At 70.4% G+C, this 21,455-nt stretch carries 16 protein-coding genes and 1 pseudogene; 6 read left to right on the forward strand and 11 right to left on the reverse strand.

The genetic code is table 11. The features are described 5' to 3' along the window. Nucleotides 1-96: 96 nt before the first annotated feature. Nucleotides 97-1,869 carry an aspartate--tRNA ligase gene (gene aspS, locus ABTX78_RS10580; RefSeq protein ID WP_352206419.1) on the reverse strand — a complete coding sequence of 591 codons (1,773 nt, stop codon included), beginning with the start codon at nt 1,867-1,869 and terminating at the stop codon, nt 97-99. A 224-nt stretch (nt 1,870-2,093) separates the two neighbouring features. On the opposite strand from aspS, the gene ABTX78_RS10585 reads away from it, so the two are divergent. Next, entirely contained in the window at nt 2,094-4,205 is a 2,112-nt protein-coding gene (locus tag ABTX78_RS10585) for an ATP-binding SpoIIE family protein phosphatase (RefSeq protein ID WP_352206420.1), read from the forward strand. On the opposite strand, the pseudogene ABTX78_RS10590 reads toward ABTX78_RS10585, so the two are convergent. From ABTX78_RS10590 to ABTX78_RS10600, 3 genes and pseudogenes are all read right to left on the reverse strand, one after another. Continuing rightward, a pseudogene (locus tag ABTX78_RS10590) lies at nt 4,145-4,501 on the reverse strand (AI-2E family transporter); the annotation flags it as partial. The gene ABTX78_RS10585 and the pseudogene ABTX78_RS10590 overlap by 61 nt on opposite strands. Before the next feature lie 137 nt (nt 4,502-4,638). Next, nucleotides 4,639-5,595: a pirin family protein gene (locus ABTX78_RS10595; protein WP_352206421.1), complete on the reverse strand. Its 957-nt coding sequence runs from the start codon at nt 5,593-5,595 to the stop codon at nt 4,639-4,641. 108 nt (nt 5,596-5,703) lie between these two features. Further along, nucleotides 5,704-6,162, reverse strand: coding sequence for an SseB family protein (locus ABTX78_RS10600; protein ID WP_313945228.1), 459 nt, complete (start codon nt 6,160-6,162; stop codon nt 5,704-5,706). Nucleotides 6,163-6,306: 144 nt separating this feature from the next. On the opposite strand from ABTX78_RS10600, the gene ABTX78_RS10605 reads away from it, so the two are divergent. Together ABTX78_RS10605 and ABTX78_RS10610 are read left to right on the forward strand one after the other, a co-directional pair. Then, a complete protein-coding gene (locus ABTX78_RS10605; RefSeq protein WP_352206422.1) occupies nt 6,307-8,133 on the forward strand; it encodes an acyl-CoA dehydrogenase in 1,827 nt (608 codons plus the stop codon). Nucleotides 8,134-8,222: 89 nt separating this feature from the next. Beyond that, complete coding sequence (locus ABTX78_RS10610) at nt 8,223-9,521, forward strand: M18 family aminopeptidase (RefSeq protein WP_352206423.1); 1,299 nt, start codon at nt 8,223-8,225, stop codon at nt 9,519-9,521. 249 nt (nt 9,522-9,770) lie between these two features. Here the strand turns inward: ABTX78_RS10610 and ABTX78_RS10615 are convergent, their stop codons facing one another. After that, nucleotides 9,771-11,588: an NHL domain-containing thioredoxin family protein gene (locus tag ABTX78_RS10615; RefSeq protein WP_352206424.1), complete on the reverse strand. Its 1,818-nt coding sequence runs from the start codon at nt 11,586-11,588 to the stop codon at nt 9,771-9,773. A gap of 155 nt (nt 11,589-11,743) precedes the next feature. Here ABTX78_RS10615 and ABTX78_RS10620 point away from each other — a divergent pair, with 155 nt between their 5' ends. After that, nucleotides 11,744-12,238 (forward strand): LURP-one-related/scramblase family protein, encoded by a 495-nt coding sequence (locus tag ABTX78_RS10620; protein ID WP_352206425.1) that lies wholly within the window; start codon nt 11,744-11,746, stop codon nt 12,236-12,238. Between the two features lie 271 nt (nt 12,239-12,509). On the opposite strand, the gene ABTX78_RS10625 is transcribed toward ABTX78_RS10620, so the two are convergent. Then, nucleotides 12,510-13,310, reverse strand: coding sequence for a carbon-nitrogen family hydrolase (locus ABTX78_RS10625; RefSeq protein WP_352206426.1), 801 nt, complete (start codon nt 13,308-13,310; stop codon nt 12,510-12,512). 166 nt (nt 13,311-13,476) lie between these two features. On the opposite strand from ABTX78_RS10625, the gene ABTX78_RS10630 reads away from it, so the two are divergent. Then, nucleotides 13,477-14,301 carry a maleylpyruvate isomerase family mycothiol-dependent enzyme gene (locus ABTX78_RS10630; RefSeq protein WP_352206427.1) on the forward strand — a complete coding sequence of 275 codons (825 nt, stop codon included), beginning with the start codon at nt 13,477-13,479 and terminating at the stop codon, nt 14,299-14,301. Between the two features lie 155 nt (nt 14,302-14,456). Here ABTX78_RS10630 and ABTX78_RS10635 read toward each other — a convergent pair whose 3' ends face one another. Together ABTX78_RS10635 and ABTX78_RS10640 are read right to left on the reverse strand one after the other, a co-directional pair. Beyond that, nucleotides 14,457-15,755, reverse strand: coding sequence for an MFS transporter (locus ABTX78_RS10635; RefSeq protein ID WP_352206428.1), 1,299 nt, complete (start codon nt 15,753-15,755; stop codon nt 14,457-14,459). After that, complete coding sequence (locus tag ABTX78_RS10640; RefSeq protein ID WP_352206429.1) at nt 15,752-16,393, reverse strand: GntR family transcriptional regulator; 642 nt, start codon at nt 16,391-16,393, stop codon at nt 15,752-15,754. The genes ABTX78_RS10635 and ABTX78_RS10640 overlap by 4 nt, the downstream gene beginning before the upstream one ends. A gap of 236 nt (nt 16,394-16,629) precedes the next feature. On the opposite strand from ABTX78_RS10640, the gene ABTX78_RS10645 reads away from it, so the two are divergent. Next, complete coding sequence (locus ABTX78_RS10645) at nt 16,630-17,553, forward strand: D-alanyl-D-alanine carboxypeptidase family protein (RefSeq protein WP_352206607.1); 924 nt, start codon at nt 16,630-16,632, stop codon at nt 17,551-17,553. A 90-nt stretch (nt 17,554-17,643) separates the two neighbouring features. Here ABTX78_RS10645 and ABTX78_RS10650 read toward each other — a convergent pair whose 3' ends face one another. From ABTX78_RS10650 to pdhA, 3 genes are read right to left on the reverse strand one after another with little or no spacing between them, the layout of a single operon-like run. Next, complete coding sequence (locus ABTX78_RS10650) at nt 17,644-19,110, reverse strand: dihydrolipoamide acetyltransferase family protein (RefSeq protein WP_352206430.1); 1,467 nt, start codon at nt 19,108-19,110, stop codon at nt 17,644-17,646. 14 nt (nt 19,111-19,124) lie between these two features. Further along, entirely contained in the window at nt 19,125-20,105 is a 981-nt protein-coding gene (locus ABTX78_RS10655) for an alpha-ketoacid dehydrogenase subunit beta (protein WP_352206431.1), read from the reverse strand. A 2-nt stretch (nt 20,106-20,107) separates the two neighbouring features. Further along, nucleotides 20,108-21,265 carry a pyruvate dehydrogenase (acetyl-transferring) E1 component subunit alpha gene (pdhA, locus tag ABTX78_RS10660; RefSeq protein ID WP_352206432.1) on the reverse strand — a complete coding sequence of 386 codons (1,158 nt, stop codon included), beginning with the start codon at nt 21,263-21,265 and terminating at the stop codon, nt 20,108-20,110. Nucleotides 21,266-21,455: the final 190 nt, after the last annotated feature.

A 21,455-nucleotide genomic window follows, 5' to 3' on the forward strand; every position in this document is an offset into this window, starting at 1 on the left:
GCAGCTCTCCCCGCAGCGCCCGGCGGTGCCCGGGACGGCGAAGGCCCCGCACCGATCACCCGGTGCGGGGCCTTCGCTTCAGCGCTGCGTGTACGGCTACTCGCCGGGCTTGACGGCCGGCTTGCGGATCTGGAGGTGCAGTTCGCGCAGCCGCGACTCGTCCAGCTCGGTCGGCGCGCCCATCATCAGGTCCTGCGCGTTGCCGTTGAGCGGGAAGGCGATCGTCTCGCGGATGTTGGGCTCGTCGGCCAGCAGCATCACGATGCGGTCGACACCCGGGGCGATACCGCCGTGCGGCGGGGCGCCGAGGCGGAAGGCCTTCAGCATGCCCTTGAACTCGTGCTCCACGGTCTCGCGGTCGTAACCGGCGATCTCGAAGGCCTTCAGCATGACCTCGGGCTCGTGGTTCCGGATGGCGCCGGAGGAGAGCTCGATGCCGTTGCAGACGATGTCGTACTGCCAGGCGAGGATGTCGAGCGGGTCCTTCTCCTCCAGGTCCTTCATGCCGCCCTGCGGCATCGAGAAGGGGTTGTGGGAGAAGTCGACCTTGCCGGTCTCCTCGTCCTTCTCGTACATCGGGAAGTCGACGATCCAGCAGAACCGGAAGACGTTCTCCACGAAGTGGCCGGCGCGCTTGGCGGCCTCGACGCGGACCGCGCCCATGATCTTGGAGACCTCGTCGAAGTCGCCGGCGCCGAAGAAGACGGCGTGGCCGGCCTCCAGGCCGAGGCGCTCGGTGAGGACCTTGACGTCGTCCTCGGTGAGGAACTTGGCGATCGGGCCGGACAGGGAGCCGTCCTCGGCCACGCGGACCCAGGCGAGGCCCTTGGCGCCGTGCTCGACCGCGTACTCGCCGAGGCCGTCGAAGAACTTCCGCGACTGGCCGGCGACGTCCGGCACCGGCAGGGCGCGCACGTGCTTGCCGGCGAAGGCCTTGAAGTCCGAGCCCGCGAAGACGTCGGTGATGTCGACCAGTTCGAGCTGCGCGCGCAGGTCGGGCTTGTCGTTGCCGTACTTCAGCATCGACTCGCGGAAGGGGATGCGCGGGAATGGGGAGGTGACGTGCCGGCCGCCGCCGAACTCCTCGAAGAGTTCGGTCATCAGCTTCTCGATCGGCTGGAAGACGTCCTCCTGCTCGACGAAGCTCATCTCCAGGTCGAGCTGGTAGAACTCGCCCGGCGAGCGGTCGGCGCGGGCGTCCTCGTCGCGGAAGCAGGGCGCGATCTGGAAGTAGCGGTCGAAGCCGGAGACCATCAGCAGCTGCTTGAACTGCTGCGGCGCCTGCGGCAGCGCGTAGAACCGGCCGGGGTGCAGCCGGGAGGGCACCACGAAGTCCCGTGCGCCCTCGGGGGAGGTCGCGGTCAGGATCGGGGTCGCCATCTCGTTGAAGCCGAGGGCCACCATCTTCTGGCGGATCGAGGCGATGACGGCGGAGCGCAGCATGATGTTGCGGTGCATGCGCTCGCGGCGCAGGTCGAGGAAGCGGTACTCGAGGCGCCGCTCCTCGTTGACGCCGTCGTCGGCGTTGATCGTGAACGGGATCTGCTGGGCCGCGCCCAGCACCTCCACCTCGGAGACCTCGATCTCGACCTCACCGGTCGGCAGGTCGGGGTTGACGTTGTCGGCGCCGCGCGCGGAGACCTTGCCGTCGACACGGACGACGGTCTCCTTGGTGAGCTTCGACAGCGCCTCGTTGGCCGGGGTGCCGGGGCGGGCGACGAGCTGCGTGATGCCGTAGTGGTCGCGCAGATCGATGAAGAGGATGCCACCCAGGTCTCGGCGATTGTGCAGCCAGCCGCTCAGCCGGACGTCGGCTCCGACGTCAGAGGCGCGGAGCTCGCCGCAGGTGTGGGACCTGTACCGATGCATCGTCGTTCATCCAGTCTTAGCGATTGGGGGTGGCCGGGCCCGTCAAGGTTACCGCCCGGCCCCCCTTCGCCTCATTGGCATATACATGTCCCGCTTGGACTCCCCTCGGACTCCGCCGCCGCCGTAGATCATCGACCGACCGGCCTCCTCCCCGCGGCTCGTCGGCCGACCGGCTTCCGCCCCCCGGGAAGTCGTCGGACTGAAGATCGGAATAAAGTGAGGCAATGCGCACCGAGGACGTCCTGGCCGCGATCGCGACCGGCCTGTGGCGGTGGGACAACGCATCCGGGACCGTCACCCTCGACGCGGGAGCCGCCCGGCTGCTCGAGCTGCCCGCCGAATCCGGTACGTATCCCGAGGGTGTCGTGCGCTCCCGGTTCCACCCCGTCGACTGGAACGAGATCAACGGCGTCGTCAGCCTCGCCATCGCCGAGGGCACGCTCGCCGAGGGCCGGCTGCGGATCGTCGACGAGGACGGCAGGGTGCTGCGTACCGTCCGCAGCCGCTCCAGGCCCCTCGCCCAGGAGGGCGGCTACCTGCTGATCGGCATGCTCCAGGAGGTCGCCGAGCCGACGGAGGGCACCGCGGCGCAGACCGCCATCACCGGCGACTGGCGACGCTCCCGCGAGGCGTTCCTGCTGGACGCGGGGCGCGCGCTGGCCGAGGCCCGCTCCACCGCCGAGGTCCTGCGGGTCGCCGCGTCCCTGTCCATGCCGGGCTTCTCGCCGGACGGTCTCGCGGTCTTCGGTGTCGCGGGCGAACGCCTCACGATCATCGGCCACCACGGCCACCGGACGGACGACGACCACCCCTTCCTCGACATGTCGGTGGACACGGACTACCCGGCGGCCGAGGTGGTGCGCACCGGCCGGGCCGTGTATCTGCCCACACCGGACGAGTACCGCCGGCGCTACCCCGCCACCTGGCCGCTCGCCGAGGGCTTCGGCCGCCAGTCATGGGCCTTCCTGCCGCTGATCGTGGCCGGGAGCACGATCGGCGCCTGGATGGCGGCGTTCAAGCACCGGGTGGCCTTCACCCCCGACGAGCGGTCCGTGCTGACCACCGTCGCCCGGATGCTGGCGCAGGCGCTCGCCCGCGCCGGTGTCGCCGACTCGGAGCGCGAGCTGTCGCTGGGCCTCCAGCGCTCGATGATGCCGGTGCTCGGGCCCGCGATCCCCGGAATGTCGGTGGCCGCCCGGTACGTGCCCACCGGCGGCGGCCTCCAGGTCGGCGGCGACTGGTACGACATGATCCCGCTGCCGTCGGGCCGGATGGCGCTGGTGATCGGCGACGTCCAGGGGCACGACGTGCGCGCCGCCGGGCTGATGGGCCAGCTGCGGATCGCCCTGCGCGCCTACGCCTCCGAGGGCCACCGGCCGGACGCGGTGCTCTCCCGGGCCTCCCGCTTTCTGCACGGCATCACCGACACCTACGACGAGGGCGATCACAGCAGCCCGCGGTTCGCCACCTGCCTCTATCTGGAGGCCGATCCGGCGACCGGGCGCATCGAGATCGCTCGCGCCGGCCACCCGGAACCGGCCGTCAGGATGGCCGACGGCACGGTGCTGATGCGGCCCACCGACGGCGGGCTGCCGCTGGGCATCGATTTGGACACGTACTACCCGACGACCAGCTTCACGCTGGATGCCGGCGAGACGATGATGATCTGCACCGACGGACTCATCGAGACCGGCGGGCACGATCTGGACACCGGGTGGGCCCGGCTGCGCGCGGTCCTGGAGGGCGACGAGAGCGGGTCGCTGGAGGAGCTCGCCGACCAGCTGGTCCAGGCGGTCCACGGCCCCGGTTCCCACTACACCACCGGCCCGCTCGCCGACCGGCGCGAGGACGACATCGCCGTCCTGCTGATCTCCCGCGACGGATCGCCCGACCGCGAGGCCGCGCGGCGCACCGCGATGAGCGTGGCGCAGGCGGAGCCCGAGCGGATCGCGGTGGCCCGGCGGCAGTTGCGGGAGATGCTGCACGACTGGGCGAACGCGGAGCAGGTCGACTCCGCCGTTCTGATGGTCTCGGAGATGGTGACCAATGTGCTCGTCCACACGGACGGGAACGCCCTGCTTCTCGCGGAGGTCGTGGGCCGGAACAGCGCCAGGCGGCTGCGGGTGGAGGTCACCGACTCCAGTGACGAACTGCCGCACAAGCGCCGCCCCGGCGAGCTGGCCTCCTCCGGGCGGGGCCTGCTTCTGATGGAGATGCTCGCGGACGCGTGGGGGGTGGACCCGCGGGGCGAGGGGAAGTCGATCTGGTTCGAGCTCTACGAGTCCCCGGCGTCCGGCGAGGTGCCGCCGGACGGGCCGGAGCCCGAGGCCGCGTAGCGGGTGCGCGACTCGCCGGTCACCCTGAACGCGGCGGCCGTGACCGGCACGGCGAGCGGCATCCCGGGGATGCCGGCCACCCCCGCTCCGGCGGTGATCGCCGTCATGACGACGGCCGGGTGCATCCGCACCGTACGGCTCCGGATGCCGGGCTGGAGCACAGGGCCCTCCAGCACCCGGACGGCCGGCACCACCCCGAGCGCCTACAGGGCGATCACGACACGCGCCGAGTCCATCACCCCCGGCACGGGCAGGATCAGCAGTCCGCCGGTGATGCACAGCGCGTCGATCACAGCCGGACGGCCGCCTCCCGCCGTTCACCGCAGGGCGGATGACGCCCCGTCGGCCGACAGCGGAGGGGCGAGCGAACGACAACGACCCCGCCGGGCGGTGTGCGGGAAGCACACCGCCCGCGGGGTCGGGAGGATCGCCCTTACATCCCGTGGACGGCCGGGACGGTGCCCAGGCGGCCCTTCTGGAAGTCCTCGACGGCCTGCTGGAGTTCGGCCTGCGTGTTCATCACGAAGGGCCCGTAGTGCGCCATGGGCTCGCGGATCGGACGGCCGCCCAGCAGCACGATCTCGAGGTCCGGGGTGTTCGAGTCCTGGGTCTCGTCCGCCCGCACGGTCAGCGAACCGCCCTCGCCGAAGACCGCGGTCTGTCCGGTGCGGACCGGCCGGCGGTCGGTGCCGACCGTGCCGCGTCCGGCCAGGACGTAGGCGAGGCCATTGAACTCCTCGCGCCACGGCAGCGTGAGCTGCGCGCCGGGACGCAGCGTCGCGTGGATCATCGTGATCGGCGTGTGCGTGATGCCGGGGCCCTCGTGACCGTCGAGCTCACCCGCGATGACGCGCAGCAGCGCACCGCCGTCGGGCGTGCTGAGCAGCTGGACCTGGCCGCCGCGGATGTCCTGGTAGCGGGGGTCCATCATCTTGTCGGCGGCGGGCAGGTTCACCCAGAGCTGCAGCCCGTGGAAGAGCCCGCCGGACATGACGAGCGACTCCGGCGGCGCCTCGATGTGCAGCAGACCGGAGCCCGCGGTCATCCACTGGGTGTCGCCGTCCTGGATGGTTCCGCCGCCGCCGTTGCTGTCCTGGTGGATGAACGTTCCGTCGATCAGATAGGTGACGGTCTCGAAGCCGCGGTGCGGGTGCCAGGGCGTTCCCTTGGGCTCGCCCGGCGCGTAGTCCACCTCGCCCATCTGGTCCATCATGATGAACGGGTCGAGGTAGCGGTAGTTGATCCCGGCGAACGCGCGGCGCACCGGGAAACCCTCCCCCTCGAAGCCAGTGGGTGCGGTGGTCACCGTGAGGACGGGCCGCGGCACGGCGTCCGCGGACGCGGACACACGCGGCAGGGTGAGCGGGTTCTCGACAGTCACTGCAGGCATGGGACTACCTCCTTGTACGACCACTTTAGTTGAATGCTGAACTTTCTGCCACCCGGAACCAGAAACGCCCGGGAGGTATTCCTCCCGGGCGCCCGCTGAGCCGCATCGTCAGCCGTACATCCGCCGCATCGCGAAGTCGACCATCTGCTCGACGGCCTTCGCGTCGAAGACCATGCGGTGCTCGCCCTCCATGTCGAGGACGAAGCCGTATCCCGTCGGCAGCAGGTCGATGACCTCGGCGCCGGTGATCACGAAGTACTTGGACTCCTTGCCCGCGTACCGGCGCAGCTCCTTGAGGGAGGTGAACATCGGAATGACCGGCTGCTGGGTGTTGTGCAGCGCCAGGAACCCCGGATTGTCGCCCCGCGGGCAGTAGACCTTGGAGGTCGCGAAGATCTGCTGGAAGTCCTCCGCGGACAGGGAAGCCGTGGTGAAGGCCCGTACGGCGTCGGCGAGGGACGGCGGCGACGGCTCGGGGTACAGCGGTTGCCCGTGCGGCTGTCCCCCGTATGGCTGCTGGGGGGCGTACTGCTGCTGAGCGCCCGGGTTCTGGTCATAGCCGTACATGCCCGCAAGAGTAACGAGTCACAGTTCACCCAAGAGGGGTTGCATCTTATTACCGACGGGTAGCATCATCGTAGCTACTTACTGGTACGTGGACGCGAAGTCCGCCGTCCGGCACCTTCTCCCGATCCTTACGGAGCCGTCGCCATGGGGCACTACAAGTCGAATCTCCGCGACATCGAGTTCAACCTCTTCGAGGTCCTCGGGCGCGACAAGCTGTACGGCACGGGTCCGTTCGCGGAGATGGACGTCGACACCGCCAAGAGCATCCTGGAGGAGGTCGCCCGGCTCGCCGAGAACGAGCTGGCGGAATCCTTCGCGGACGCCGACCGCAACCCCCCGGTTTTCGACCCCGAGACCAACACCGCGCCCGTACCGGCGTCCTTCAAGAAGAGCTACCAGGCCTTCATGGACTCCGAGTACTGGCGCCTCGGCCTGCCCGAGGAGATCGGCGGCACCACGGCGCCCCGCTCCCTGATCTGGTCGTACGCGGAACTGCTGCTGGGCTCGAACCCGGCCATATGGATGTACTCCTCGGGCCCGGCCTTCGCCGGCATCCTCTACACCGAGGGCAACGAGGCGCAGAAGAAGGTCGCCGAGATCGCCGTCGAGAAGCGCTGGGGATCCACCATGGTCCTCACCGAGCCGGACGCCGGCTCGGACGTGGGCGCCGGCCGCACCAAGGCCGTCGAGCAGGAGGACGGCTCCTGGCACATCGAGGGCGTGAAGCGCTTCATCACCTCCGGTGAGCACGACATGGAGGAGAACATCCTCCACTACGTGCTGGCCCGCCCCGAGGGCGCCGGACCGGGCACCAAGGGCCTGTCCCTCTTCCTGGTCCCGAAGTTCCACTTCGACTGGGAGACCGGCGAGCTGGGCGAGCGCAACGGCGTGTACGCCACGAACGTCGAGCACAAGATGGGCCTCAAGGCGTCCAACACGTGCGAGATCACGTTCGGCGACCAGCACCCCGCCAAGGGCTGGCTGATCGGCGACAAGCACGACGGCATCCGCCAGATGTTCATGATCATCGAGTTCGCCCGGATGATGGTCGGCACGAAGGCCATCGCCACCCTCTCCACCGGCTACCTGAACGCCCTGGAGTACGCCAAGGAGCGCGTCCAGGGCCAGGACCTGGTGAACTTCGCGGACAAGACCGCGCCCAAGGTCACCATCACGCACCACCCCGACGTGCGCCGCTCGCTGATGACGCAGAAGGCGTACGCCGAGGGCATGCGCGCCATGGTCCTCTACACTGCCTCCATCCAGGACGAGATCGCCGCCAAGGAGACCGCCGGCGAGGACACCGCCGCCCTCGTCGCCCTCAACGACCTGCTGCTGCCGATCGTCAAGGGCTACGGCTCCGAGAAGTCCTACGAGCAGCTCGCCCAGTCGCTCCAGACCTTCGGCGGCTCCGGCTACCTCCAGGAGTACCCGGTCGAGCAGTACATCCGGGACGCCAAGATCGACACCCTCTACGAGGGCACCACCGCCATCCAGGGCCAGGACTACTTCTTCCGGAAGATCGTCCGCGACCAGGGCCAGGCGCTGAACGCCCTCTCCGAGGAGATCAAGAAGTTCCTCGCGGTCGGCACCGGCGGCGAGGAGCTGGCCCCGGCCCGCGACGCGCTCGCCAAGGCGGCGGTGGACCTCGAGGCGATCGTCGGCACCATGACGAACGACCTCATCGCCACCGGTGAGGACGTCAGGAACATCTACAAGGTCGGCCTCAACACCACGCGGCTGCTGATGGCCTCCGGCGACGTCGTCGTCGGCTACCTGCTGCTGCGCGGCGCGGCCGTCGCCGCCGAGAAGCTGGAGACCGCGTCCGCCAAGGACGTGGCGTTCTACCGCGGCAAGATCGCGGCCGCGAAGTTCTTCGCGGCCAACGTCCTGCCGGGCGTCTCCTCCGAGCGCGCCCTCGCGGAGACCGTTGACCTCTCGCTGATGGACCTTGACGAGGCGTCGTTCTGACCGACCACGCTTCGTGCGGCCCGCTCCCCCTCGGGGGGCGGGCCGCTTTCCCTTTCCGCCCGTCGCGGCCCCCTCGTTAAGGTGGCTCCATGAGCAGCAGCGCCCCCGCCCGCTTCGACCGCGGACACACCGACGACCTCATGGCCTTCCTGGCGGCCTCGCCGACGCCGTACCACGCGGTGGCGACCGCGGCCGAACGGCTGGAGAAGGCCGGCTTCCGCCAGGTGCAGGAGACCGACGCCTGGGACGGGACCACCGGCGGCCGGTTCGTGCTCCGCGGCGGCGCGATCATCGCCTGGTTCGTGCCCGAAGGAGCGAGTGCGCACACCCCCTTCCGGATCGTCGGCGCCCACACCGACTCCCCGAACCTGCGGGTCAAGCCGCTGCCCGACACCGGTACGCACGGCTGGCGGCAGGTCGCCGTGGAGGTCTACGGCGGCCCGCTCCTCAACAGCTGGCTCGACCGCGACCTCGGGATCGCCGGCCGGCTGAGCCTGCGCGACGGCTCCCACCGCCTGGTGAACATCGACCGGCCGCTGCTGCGCGTGCCGCAACTGGCGATCCACCTCGACCGCTCCGTGCACACCGACGGCCTCAAGCTCGACAAGCAGCGCCACATGCAGCCGATCTGGGGCCTCGGCGACGTCCACGAGGGCGATCTCATCCGCTTCCTCGAAGAAGAGAGCGGTCTCACCGAGGGCGACGTCACCGGCTGGGACCTCATGGTGCACTCCGTGGAGCGGCCCGCCTACCTCGGCCGCGACCGCGAACTGCTCGCCGGACCGCGCATGGACAACCTGCTGTCCGTGCACGCGGTCACCGCCGCGCTCGCCGCCGTCTCCACGTCGCCCGGCCTGCCGTACATCCCCGTGCTCGCCGCCTTCGACCACGAGGAGAGTGGCTCCCAGTCCGACACCGGCGCCGACGGCCCGTTGCTCGGCACGGTCCTGGAACGCTCGGTCTTCGCCCGCGGCGGCAGCTACGAGGACAAGGCCCGCGCCTTCGCCGGCTCCGTGTGCCTGTCCTCCGACACCGGCCACGCCCTGCACCCCAACTACGCGGAGCGCCACGACCCCACGCACCACCCGCGCGCGAACGGCGGCCCCATCCTCAAGGTGAACGTGAACCAGCGCTACGCCACCGACGGCAGCGGCCGCGCGGTATTCGCCGCGGCCTGCGAGAAGGCCGGCGTGCCCTGGCAGACGTTCGTGTCGAACAACGCGATGCCCTGCGGCACCACGATCGGCCCCATCACGGCGGCCCGCCACGGCATCCAGACCGTCGACGTCGGTGTGCCGATCCTGTCCATGCACAGTGCGCGGGAACTGTGCGGCTCCGACGACCCCTACCTGCTGGCGAACGCCCTCGCGTCGTTCCTGGAGGGCTGAACTCCCGCGTCCCGGCGGCGCGTTCGGCGATCGCGAAACGTCCGGGACAGGGCTCGGACGGCACCGCCCACCGCCTGGGTGCTCGCGGCACCACGACCGGCCGCCGCGGGCCGAGGACGAGGCGTACGAATCCGGCTTCCTCCAAAGCAGTCGCGTCCGGCAGTACGACCGCACCGGCCAAGAGGTGAGACGGCGGGGCCGGCCTCGCGGCAGGGCCTGTTCCACTGAGCCCCACCGCGGCCCGGCGGTCTAGCGGCCCTCGTCCATCCCCGCGAGGACGAGTGGCAGCCGGGCCGCCCCGTCCGCCGTCACCTTCACCGGGACGCCCCAGTCCTGCTGGTGCACATGGCAGGCGGGGTACTCGCCCTCGATCCCCCCGGCCGGATCGTCGCAGGACGCCGCCATCGCCGAGATGTGCAGCACGCCCTCGCCCACCGCCGGATCGATCTCCAGATCACGCGACAGCTCGGTGCCGGCGCCCTCGCCGGCCACCAGCAACTCGGGCGGCGTCGAGGAGACGAGCAGCCGGGTGGACGGCCCGTACCGGGTGTCCAGCTTCTGGCCTGCCGGGGCCTGGAAGACCACGTCCAGCCGCAGCGCGCCACCGGCGACCTCGGTCGCCGCCCGCTGCGTACGGTGCGCGACGGCCTCGACCCGTACCGCCTCGTCCGGCAGCCGCAGCCGGGTCAGCCGGTGCCGGGCCGACTCCACCACGACGATGTCGTCACCGACGAGAACGGCCCCGGAGGGCTCCCGCAGATCGGTCGCCAGCGTGCGAACCTCGCCGCTCAACGGGTCGTACCGGCGCAGCGCGTGGTTGTACGTGTCGCTGACGGCGACCGACCCGTCCGGCAGGGCGGTGACACCCAACGGGTGCTGGAGCAGGGCCTGTTCCGCCGGTCCGTCCCGGTGCCCGAAGTCGAAGAGGCCGGTGCCGACCGCCGTGTGCACCACGAGATCAGGGCCGATCCAGCGCAGCGCGGACGTCTCGGAGTCGGCGATCCACAGCCGCTCCTCGGTGGCGGCGAGCCCGGACGGCTGCGCGAACCAGGCCTCGGCGGCCGGCCCGTCGACAAGGCCTTCGTTGGTGGTGCCCGCCGCGGCCTCGACCGTCCCGGTCTCCGGGTCGTACGTCCACAGCTGGTGGACACCGGCCATGGCGATCCACAGCTTCCCGCCCCACCAGGCCACGTCCCACGGCGACGACAGCGCCACCTCCAGCGCGGGACCGCCGGTCGGCGAGCCCTGCCACCACTGCCGGCCGGTCCCGGCGAGCGTCTCGAACGCGCCGGTCTCCGGGTCGTACGCACGGACCGTGTGGTTCACGGTGTCGGCGACGGCGACCCGCCCGTCGGGCAGCAGGGCGAGCCCCTGCGGCTCATTGAGGATCCCGTCCCCGATCCGCCGCACGACGCTCTCCCCGTCGGGCTCCAGCTCGACGAGCTGATGGCGGGTGGAGTCGGACACGAGGAGATTCCCGGACGGCAGCAGCACGGCCTTGCCCGGGAAGCGCAGATCGGTGGCGACGGGCTCGGGCGCCACATAAGGTCCGTCCCCGCGCCGCAGGGTCCCCTTGGCCTCGTGCTCCGCCTCCAGCTCCTCGACGAGCCTGCTGATGGCGTGCGCATGCCCCTCACCGGCGTGCTGCGCGACGACGTACCCCTCGGGGTCGATCACGACGAGCGTGGGCCAGGCGCGGACGGCGTACTGCTTCCAGGTGGCGAGCTCGGGGTCGTCCAGGACGGGGTGGTGCACCTGGTACCGCTCGACGGCGTCGACGACGGCCTGGTGCTCGGCCTCGTGGACGAACTTGGGCGAGTGGACCCCGATGATCACAACGGTGTCGCGGTGCTTCTCCTCGAGATCGCGGAGCTCATCGAGGACATGGAGGCAGTTGATGCAACAAAACGTCCAAAAATCGAGCAGAACGATCTTTCCGCGGAGGTCCGCGAGTGCGTACTGCTTGTCACCGGTGTTGAGCCAGCCGCCCTTGCCGACCAGTTCAGGGGCACGGACACGGGCACGCTTGCGGGGCGCGGGGGTGGGCGCCGGGGCGGCATCGTTCATGGTTCAAGCTTGCCACCTGGGCGTGAGTGCCGGATTGCGGGCCCAGGCAGGGCGGACGGCAGCCCCGGCGAGGATGGAGCCGGCCCGGACGCCCGAACGCGTGCACGTGCGGCCGTCACCCCATCCGGCGTCGCCGCCCGGGGTACGCATTCCGTATGAAATATCTTGTGCGCGACAAAATCCTCGCGATCGGCGACGACTACTGGATCGAGGACGAGCACGGCCGACACGCCTTCCTCGTGGACGGCAAGGCGCTGCGCCTCCGGGACACCCTGGAGCTCAAGGACCCGAACGGCATGATCCTGGTCACGCTCCGCAAGAAGCTGATCAGCCTGCGGGACACGATGACCATCGAGCGCGACGACCGCACCCTCGCCACCATCCGCAGGAAGCGGCTGTCGCTGCTGCGCAATCACTACCGCGTCACCCTCGCCGAAGGCACCGAGCTCGATGTCAGCGGACGCATCCTCGACCGGGAGTTCGTCGTCGAGTACGAGGGTGAGCTGCTGGCGCACATCTCGCGTCAGTGGTTCCACGTGCGGGAGACGTACGCCGTCAACGTGGTCCGGGAGGACGCGGACGCCGCGCTGATGATCGCCGTGGCCGTGTGCGTGATCCGGATGGCGGAGAAGGAGCGCGAAGAGGACTGAGCGGCCGTGCCCCGCCCCGGGGGGTGGTGCGGGGCACGGCCTGCCGGATCACCAGGGCGACGGGGCCGGGGCGGGACACCGATGGGCGATCGTCGCGGGTGATGGTGTTCGGCGGGAGCCAGGGCGCGAGCCGCCCGCCGTCGTTCCCGCCGCGGCGGGGGAGGGATAACTCCCAGCAGGCGAAGGCCCGCCCCCGGACGGGACGGGCCCGACGGCTCAGCCGGGCAGCGGCTCGGCGGCTCAGCGCTCAGCAGATCGGCGGCTCAGCGGCTCAGCGCAGGATGTCGGGCGTCGCCATGCCCAGGCGCCGGTCCTTCAGCACCGGGAACTGATCCCGCGTCGCCTCCACCTTCACGGGGTCGAGGTCGACGGTCAGGATCTCCTCGTCCGGCCCCGCCTCGGCGAGCACCTCGCCCCACGGGTCGACCACGATGCTGTGCCCCGCCTGCTCGACGCCCGCATGGGTGCCCGCGGTACCGCAGGCGAGGACGTACGCCTGATTCTCGACCGCGCGGGCGCGCGCCAGCAGGGTCCAGTGGCCGCGGCGGCGGGCGGGCCAGCCCGCGGGGACGACGAACAGGTCGGCTCCCGCGTCCACCAGGCCCCGGAAGAGCTCGGGGAAGCGCAGGTCGTAACAGGTGGCGAGGCCGATGGTCAGATCGGGCAGCGCGACCGTCGCCAGGTTCGCGCCCGCGCCCATCATCACCGCCTCGCCCTTGTCGAAGCCGAAGCGGTGGATCTTGCGGTAGGTACCGGCGAGTTCGCCCGTGGGGGAGATGACGAGGGAGGTGTTGTAGAGCGTGCCGCCGGGGTCGCGTTCGACGATCGAACCCGCGTGCAGCCAGACGCCCGCGTCGCTCGCGGCCCCGGCCATCACCTCGTACGTCGGCCCCTCCGGTGTCTCGGCCTCGTCCTCGAACGACTGGTACGCGAACGCTCCGACCGGCCACAACTCGGGCAGGACCACCAGATCCGCGCCGCGCTGCTCACGAACGAGTGAAGCCGCGCGCAGCCTACGAGAATTGACCGTTTCGTCCGAGTCTGCTGCGATCTGGATGAGAGAGGCGCGCACACTACCACCGTCCTGGCATTCGAGCCCTCGGGGCGGGCCTACGATCGTCACACGAAAGCACTGCCGGGGTGACGCTCGGCAGCGTAACTTAACTGCCGAGCCTCCCACGCAGCCCAGCAGTCAGCAGCAGCCCAGCCCGCGTACCGCAGAACCGCCGAGGGGTCCCGTGACCGTCCATCCCAGCCTCCAGACCTACGCCGACGCCTCGACCCACTCCCTTGAATCGATAGCCGAGCTGGTGCAGCCGCTCGTCGAGGGTGAGTGGAACCGTCCGACGCCGTGCCCCGCCTGGTCGGTGCGTGACGTGGTCTCGCACGTCATCGGCATGGAGTGCGAGATGCTCGGCGATCCCCGGCCGATCCACACACTGCCGCGTGATCTTTACCACGTGAAGAGCGACTTCGCGCGCTATATGGAGATGCAGGTCGATGTGCGGCGGCACCACACGGCCCCGGAGATGACCTCCGAGCTCGAATACACGATGATTCGGCGCGCCCGCCAGCTGCGCAACGAGACCCGCGGCCCCGACGCGGTGGTCCGCGCGCCGCTGGGCGCCGAGCAGACGCTCGAACTCGCCATGCGGATGCGCGCGTTCGATCTCTGGGTGCACGAACAGGATCTGCGGGCCGCCATCGGCCGGCCGGGCAACGAGGACTCCCCCGGCGCCTACATCACCCGGGACTGCCTGCTGGAGGCGCTCCCGAAGACGGTCGCCAAGGACGCGGGCGCACCGCCGAACTCGGCGGTCGTCTTCGATGTCCACGGTCCGGTCGAGTTCTTGCGTACGGTCCGCGTGGACGCGGACGGACGCGGAACGGTCGACGGCGCACCGTCGCTCGGGCCCGTCGTGACCCTGGCCATGGACTGGGAGACGTACCACCGGCTGGCGTGCGGACGTATGCGGGCGACGGCGGCGGTGGACCGGGTGAAGGTGGACGGCGACCAGGACCTGGCCACGGCGATCCTGCGGGAGTTCGCGGTCACGCCCTGACGCTCACGCGGTGCGGCTGAGGTCGACGGCCCCCGGAGACCCCCCGCCGGCCGCCGCGCGCCGGTCCGCCCGGGCACGCGGACCGGGGCAGTGCGGCCCGGCGCGAGTGTGAGCCGGCGCAGCGCGCCCCGGGGCGGTGCGTCCCGACGCGGCCCCTATGCCGGGACGTGCACCGCCTCCACCCGGCTCGCCACCAGCCGCTCCCGTTCCCGGCGCGCCGTACGGGCCCGCAGCCGCAGGATCTGCGTGACCCCGAGCGCCTCCAGCACGAACACCGAGGAGAACGCGATCCGGTAGTTGTCGCCGGTCGCGTCCAGCAGCACGCCCACGGCCAGCAGCGTCGTCATCGACGCCACGAAGCCGCCCATGTTGACGATCCCGGACGCCGTGCCCTGCCGCTGGGGCGGATTGGCCGGCCGGGCGAAGTCGAAGCCGATCATCGACGCGGGCCCGCAGGCGCCGAGCACGGCGCACAACGTGATCAGCAGCCACATCGGGGCGTGGTCGGCGGGATGGACGAGCGTGGCGGCCCACAGAAGCGCGGTCGCGCCGACCGTGCCGAGCGCGAGCGGAGCGCGCGCCGCGTGGTGGCGGGCGATGATCTGCCCGTACACCAGCCCCACCGCCATGTTGGAGAGCACGACCAGGGTCAGCAGCGAGCCCGCCGTCTCCCGGGACAGCCCCTGGGCCTCGACGAGGAAGGGCATCCCCCACAGCAGCAGGAACACCATGGCGGGGAACTGGGTGGTGAAGTGCACCCACATACCGAGCCGGGTGCCGGGCTCACTCCAGGACAGGGCGATCTGCTTGCGGACGAACGCGGCTCCCGCGTGCTGGGCGGGCGGCGGCTCGTGGCCCTTCGGGTGGTCCTTGAGGAAGACCAGCATCAGGACGAGGACCAGCACACCGGCCCCGGCGCTGCCCGCGAAGGTGGCGGTCCAGCCCATGCCGTGCAGCATGCGGGCGATGACGAGGGTGGAGACGAGGTTGCCGGCCATCCCGAAGAGGGCGGCGACCTGCCCGATGAGCGGCCCGCGCCGGGCGGGGAACCAGCGGCTGCCGAGCCGCAGCACGCTGATGAAGGTCATCGCGTCGCCGCAGCCGAGCAGGGCGCGGGCGGCGAGCGCCGTGCCGTACGAGGGGGCCAGCGCGAAGCCGAGCTGTCCGACGGTGAACAGCACGACGCCGAGGGTCAGGACCTTCTTGGTGCCGAGCCGGTCGACCATCAGGCCGACGGGTATCTGCATGCCGGCGTAGACCAGCAGTTGGAGTATGGAGAAGGTGGACAGCGCCGAGGCGTTGACGTCGAAGCGGTCGGCGGCGTCGAGGCCGGCGACGCCGAGGGAGGTCCGGAAGATGACGGCGACGAAGTAGACGGCGACGCCGATGCCCCAGACGGCGGCGGCGCGTCGGCCGCCCGGAGGGTCTCCCGGCAGCGCGGCGTGGGTCGTCATCGGACCTCGCCCCGCGCCAGGTTGCTGAACCAGCCGACGTGCCGGTGGACGAGAGCGGCGGCCAGGTCCGGGTCGCCGGCGCGCAGGGCGTCCAGGATCTCGCTGTGCTCGGCGACGTTCTTGGTGATCCGGTCGGGGTGGGAGTGCATCACGGCGACGCCCATCCGCAGCTGCCGGTCGCGGAGTTGGTCGTAGATGCGGGACAGGATCTCGTTGCCCCCGCTGCGGACGATCTCGGCGTGGAAGCACCGGTCGGTGACGGCGACCGCCGCCAAGTCGCCCTCCTGGACCTGCCGTTTCTGCTGCTCCAGGAGCTCCTCAAGACGGGCGAGCAGCTGTGGCGGGGCGGGCACGGCCTTGCGGGCGGCGTGCTCCTCGACGAGCAGCCGGGTCTCCACGACGTCGGCGATCTCCTGCGCGGAGACGGCGAGGACGAGGGCGCCCTTCTTCGGATAGAGCTTGATCAGCCCCTCGACCTCCAGCTTGAGGAGGGCCTCACGGACGGGCGTGCGGGACACCCCTACGGCATCGGCCAGTTCACCCTCGGTGAGAAGGGTCCCGCCCTCGTAACGGCGGTCCAGGACTGCCTGCTTGACGTGGGTGTAGACGCGGTCGGCGGCGGGGGCTGCGGCAGGCATGCGCACAGCTTAGATACAAGACAGGTGCATCAGAAAGCCATGTCCACGATGCAGGACGGGCGGCCGGGACGGGCGAGCAGGAACAGAAATGTCCGACAAGATGCGCACAGGACTACATCCTTCGGGCACGGTCACGAGTCTCGTAACGGGACCCCCTTTTCGCCATGTCCCTTTCGGCCTTGTTCAGACGCATTTGCGAACTCGGAGAGTTTTCTGTGATATCGAGCCACAAAGGCCTGCGCAGAGCAGCCACGCTCGCTCTCGCGAGCGGTCTGCTGCTGACGGCTTCACCTCTCGCCGCACCCGCGCAGGCCGCGCAGCCGATCCCGTCCATCACCGCCAAGGGCGGTTTCCTGCTCGACCAGCTCGACGCCAAGCCGATCTACGGCAAGGCCAACAACACCCGCCGCCAGATGGCGAGCACCACGAAGCTCGTGACCGCCATCACGGTTCTCACGATCAAGGGCGTGGACCTCAACAAGAAGGTCACCGTCAAGCAGGTGTACCGCGACTACGTTGTCAGGCAGGGCGCGAGCACCGCGGACCTGCGCACCGGCGACAAGCTGACGGTCCGCCAGCTGCTCTCCGCCATGATGCTGCCGTCCGGCTGCGACGCCGCGTACGCGATCGCCGACACCTTCGGCACCGGGACGACGACCGCCGCCCGCACCAGCTCGTTCATCGGCAAGATGAACGCCAAGGCCAGGCAACTGGGCCTGGTGAACACCAAGTTCGACTCGTTCGACGGCATCTCCGCCAGGGGCGACAACTACACCACCCCGTGGGACCTGGCGAAGCTCGCCCGCCACGCGGTGAGCAGCTCCGTCTTCCGTGAGGTGGTCAAGGCGACGTCGTACAAGACCACCGCGACGACGAGCACCGGCGGCACCCGCACGTACACCTGGTACAACACCAACACCCTGCTCGGCTCGTACAGCGGAGCCATCGGCGTGAAGACCGGCACCGGCACGGCTGCCGGCTACTGCCTCGTCTTCGCCGCCACCCGCGGCACCAAGACCTACGTCGGCGTCGTCCTCGGCAGCTCCAGCGTCACCGAGCGCACCAAGGACGCGGCGAAGCTGCTGGACTTCGGCTTCGGCTCCAGTACCGCCACGACGATGAAGGTGCGCTCGCTCCCGGCCGGCGCGCAGCGCGACTGATGCACCAAATTCACCGGTGAACCGAACGAGGTCCCGTGACGCCGGGCGTCACGGGACCTCGTCGTTCAGCACCGGTCAGGGCCGGGCCGGTCAGGCCCAGGTGATCAGCCGCTTCGGGTTCTCCAGGACCGCCGCGACATCCGCGAGCACCTTGGAGCCCAGCTCGCCGTCGACCAGCCGGTGGTCGAAGGAGAGCGCGAGCGTGGTGACCTGACGGGGCTTGACCTTGCCCTTGTGGACCCACGGCTGGAGCTTGATCGCACCGACCGCCAGGATCGCGGACTCGCCCGGGTTGAGGATCGGCGTACCGGTGTCGACGCCGAAGACGCCGACGTTGGTGATGGTCACCGTGCCGCCCTGCATCGCCGCCGGCGTGGTCTTTCCCTCGCGGGCGGTGGCGACCAGCTCGCCGAGCGCCTGCGCCAGTTCGGGCAGGGTCTTGTCGTGCGCGTCCTTGATGTTCGGCACGATCAGTCCGCGCGGGGTGGCCGCGGCGATGCCCAGATTCACGTAGTGCTTCTGGACGATCTCCTGGTTGGCCTCGTCCCAGGCGGCGTTGACCCCGGGGTTGCGCTTGATCGCGACCAGCAGCGCCTTGGCGATCAGCAGCAGCGGGTTGACCCGCAGCCCGGCCATGTCCTTGTCGGCCTTGAGTTCGTCGACGAGCTTCATGGTCCGCGTCACGTCGAGCGTAATGAACTCGGTGACGTGCGGCGCGGTGAACGCGCTGCCGACCATCGCGGCCGCGGTGGCCTTGCGCACCCCCTTGATCGGGACACGCGTCTCCCGCGCACCGGCCGCGACCGGCGCGGGCACCGCGGCGGCGGCCACGGGCTCGGGGGCCGGAGCCGGGGCCTGCGCGGGCGCGGCCGCCGGGGCGGCCGCCGCGTGGACGTCCTCGCGGGTGATGATGCCGTCCGGCCCGGTCGGGGTGACCGTCGCCAGGTCGATGCCCAGGTCCTTGGCGAGCTTGCGGACCGGGGGCTTGGCCAGCGGGCGGGCCGGTGCGGCGGTGCCGCCGTGCCCGTTCATCTCGGCCTGGATCGCGGCGGCGGGGCTCTGCGGCGCCGCGGCCTGCGGCCGGTGCGAGCCCGCGCCCTCGGCGGCGGGCTGAGCCGGCACCCCCTGCCCCGCGCCCGGCTTGCGCGGGCGGCGCTTGGAGGAGGTCTCGGCGACGCCGTACCCGACGAGGACCGGCTGGCGTCCCTTGGGAGCCTCCTCCTCGGCGACGGGCGCGACCGGTGCCGCCTCCGTCTGTGCCTCGGGCTGCTCGTCCGGGGCCGCGTCACCGCCGCCCGGCGCCACGTCGATCGTGATGATCGAGGTGCCGACGTCGACCGTCGTGCCCTCCTCGAAGCGCAGGGCGTGCACGATCCCGTCGTACGGGATGGGCAGCTCGACGGCCGCCTTGGCCGTCTCGACCTCGCACACCACCTGGCCGTCGGTGACCGTGTCGCCGGGCTGCACGTACCACTTGAGGATCTCCGCCTCGGTGAGTCCCTCGCCCACGTCGGGCATCTTGAACTCGCGGAAGCGGAGCGAAGTGTCTTGAGTCATGGTCACGGCACTCCTCAGTACGCGAGCGAGCGGTCGACGGCGTCCAGCACCCGGTCAAGACCCGGAAGGTACTCCTCCTCGAGCCGCGCCGGCGGATACGGCGCATGGAACCCGCCGACCCTGAGCACCGGCGCCTCCAGGTGGTAGAAGCACCGCTCGGTGATGCGAGCGGCGATCTCCGCGCCGGAGCCGTAGAAGACGGGGGCCTCGTGCACCACGACCAGCCGGCGGGTCTTCTCGACCGACGTCTGGATGGTGTCGAAGTCGATGGGCGACATCGATCGCAGGTCCAGGACCTCGACGGACTTGCCCTCCTCCTCGGCGGCGGCAGCGGCCTCGGCGCAGACCTTCACCATCGGGCCGTACGCGGCCAGCGTGAGGTCGGTGCCGGTCCGCAGGACACGGGCGGTGTGGAGCGGGCCGGGGATCGCCTCGGTGTCGACCTCGCTCTTGTCCCAGTAGCGGCGCTTGGGCTCGAAGAAGATGACCGGGTCGTCGCTCTGGATGGCCTGCTGCATCATCCAGTACGCGTCGGAGGAGTTCGACGGCGAGATCACCTTGAGGCCGGCCACATGGGCGAAGAGCGCCTCGGGGGACTCGGAGTGGTGCTCGACCGCGCCGATGCCGCCGCCGTACGGGATGCGGATGACGACCGGCATCTTGATCTTGCCGAGCGCGCGGGCGTGCATCTTCGCGAGCTGCGTGACGATCTGGTCGTACGCCGGGAAGACGAAGCCGTCGAACTGGATCTCCACGACGGGCCGGTATCCGCGCAGTGCGAGACCGATCGCCGTACCGACGATGCCGGACTCGGCGAGCGGGGTGTCGATCACCCGCTCCTCGCCGAAGTCCTTCTGCAGCCCGTCGGTGACCCGGAAGACGCCGCCGAGCTTGCCGACGTCCTCACCCATGATCAGGACCTTGGGGTCGGTCTCCAGGGCCTTGCGCAGCGATTCGTTGATCGCCTTGGCGAGGGGAAGTTTGGTGGCGGCCATGATCAGTTGCCCTCCTCGGCGAAGGACGCCTGGTACGCGAGGAACTGAGCGCGCTCCTCGTCGACGAGGGCGTGCCCGTCTGCGTAGACATTCTCGAAGATCGCCAGGTCGTCGGGGTCGGGCATGGCCCGCACCGCCTCGCGGACCCGCTTGCCGAGCGTCTCGCTCTCCTCCTCCAGGGAGGTGAAGAAGGCCTCGGCCTCGTCCTTGTCGAGAACGGCGTTCTCCAGGTACGTGCGGAGCCGCAGGATCGGGTCCTTCGCCTCCCACGCCTGGCGCTCCTCGTCGGCCCGGTACTTCGTCGGGTCGTCCGAGGTGGTGTGCGCGCCCATGCGGTAGGTGAACGCCTCGACCAGCGTCGGGCCCTCGCCGCGGCGGGCGCGCTCCAGCGCGGACCGGGTCACGGCCAGGCAGGCGAGCACGTCGTTGCCGTCGACCCGGATGCCGGGGAAGCCGAAGCCCTGGGCGCGCTGGTAGAGCGGCACCCGGGTCTGCTTCTCGGTCGGCTCGGAGATGGCCCACTGGTTGTTCTGGCAGAAGAACACCACGGGAGCGTTGTAGACCGCGGAGAAGGTGAACGATTCCGCGACGTCGCCCTGGCTGGATGCGCCGTCACCGAAGTACGCGATCACGGCCGAGTCGGCACCGTCCTTGGCCACGCCCATCGCGTAGCCGGTGGCGTGCAGCGTCTGCGAGCCGATGACGATCGTGTACAGGTGGAAGTTGTTGGTGTTCGGGTCCCACCCGCCGTGGTTCACACCGCGGAACATGCCGAGCAGGTTGGTGGGGTCGACACCACGGCACCAGGCGACGCCGTGCTCACGGTAGGTCGGGAAGACGTAGTCGTCGTCGCGCAGCGCGCGGCCCGATCCGATCTGTGCGGCCTCCTGGCCCAGCAGTGATGCCCACAGCCCGAGCTCTCCCTGCCTCTGCAGCGAGGTGGCCTCGGCGTCGAAGCGGCGCGTCAGAACCATGTCGCGGTACAGGCCGCGCAGCTCCTCGGGCGTGAGATCGATGCTGTACTCGGGGTGCTCGATCCGCTCGCCCTCGGGCGTCAGCAGCTGTACGAGCTGGGGCTCCGAGCCCTGTGGCTTCTTCGCGGCGCTGACGCGCTTGCTGCTGCGTCGCGGTTTGCGCGCGGCAGTGCTCTCCACGGTCACGTGCGTGCTCCTCCGTCGGTCCGGCCCCCGGGTTCGCCGGGTAAACCAGTGCGGCTCGCCTGATTCCCGTACCCGTGCACGGGGTGGGTGCGACGCAGCCGGGAACAGGCGTGACAGGTGCCCCGGCGAGCGCCCTGCCAAAGGCACGTTACCCAGTGGGCCGCATTACTGCGAAACCCCATTTGACCTG

It is taken from the genome of Streptomyces sp. NPDC096193 (assembly GCF_040302905.1).
Classification (GTDB): domain Bacteria; phylum Actinomycetota; class Actinomycetes; order Streptomycetales; family Streptomycetaceae; genus Streptomyces.

Coding starts and splice junctions, on each gene's coding strand:
- aspS (WP_352206419.1), bottom strand. CDS start 1,869: ATGCATCGGTACAGGTCCCACACCTGCGGCGAGCTCCGCGCCTCTGAC.
- ABTX78_RS10615 (WP_352206424.1), bottom strand. CDS start 11,588: ATGAACGATGCCGCCCCGGCGCCCACCCCCGCGCCCCGCAAGCGTGCC.
- ABTX78_RS10655 (WP_352206431.1), bottom strand. CDS start 20,105: ATGGCCGCCACCAAACTTCCCCTCGCCAAGGCGATCAACGAATCGCTG.
- ABTX78_RS10635 (WP_352206428.1), bottom strand. CDS start 15,755: ATGACGACCCACGCCGCGCTGCCGGGAGACCCTCCGGGCGGCCGACGC.
- ABTX78_RS10605 (WP_352206422.1), top strand. CDS start 6,307: ATGGGGCACTACAAGTCGAATCTCCGCGACATCGAGTTCAACCTCTTC.
- ABTX78_RS10585 (WP_352206420.1), top strand. CDS start 2,094: ATGCGCACCGAGGACGTCCTGGCCGCGATCGCGACCGGCCTGTGGCGG.
- ABTX78_RS10620 (WP_352206425.1), top strand. CDS start 11,744: ATGAAATATCTTGTGCGCGACAAAATCCTCGCGATCGGCGACGACTAC.
- ABTX78_RS10600 (WP_313945228.1), bottom strand. CDS start 6,162: ATGTACGGCTATGACCAGAACCCGGGCGCTCAGCAGCAGTACGCCCCC.
- ABTX78_RS10595 (WP_352206421.1), bottom strand. CDS start 5,595: ATGCCTGCAGTGACTGTCGAGAACCCGCTCACCCTGCCGCGTGTGTCC.
- ABTX78_RS10650 (WP_352206430.1), bottom strand. CDS start 19,110: ATGACTCAAGACACTTCGCTCCGCTTCCGCGAGTTCAAGATGCCCGAC.
- ABTX78_RS10640 (WP_352206429.1), bottom strand. CDS start 16,393: ATGCCTGCCGCAGCCCCCGCCGCCGACCGCGTCTACACCCACGTCAAG.
- ABTX78_RS10610 (WP_352206423.1), top strand. CDS start 8,223: ATGAGCAGCAGCGCCCCCGCCCGCTTCGACCGCGGACACACCGACGAC.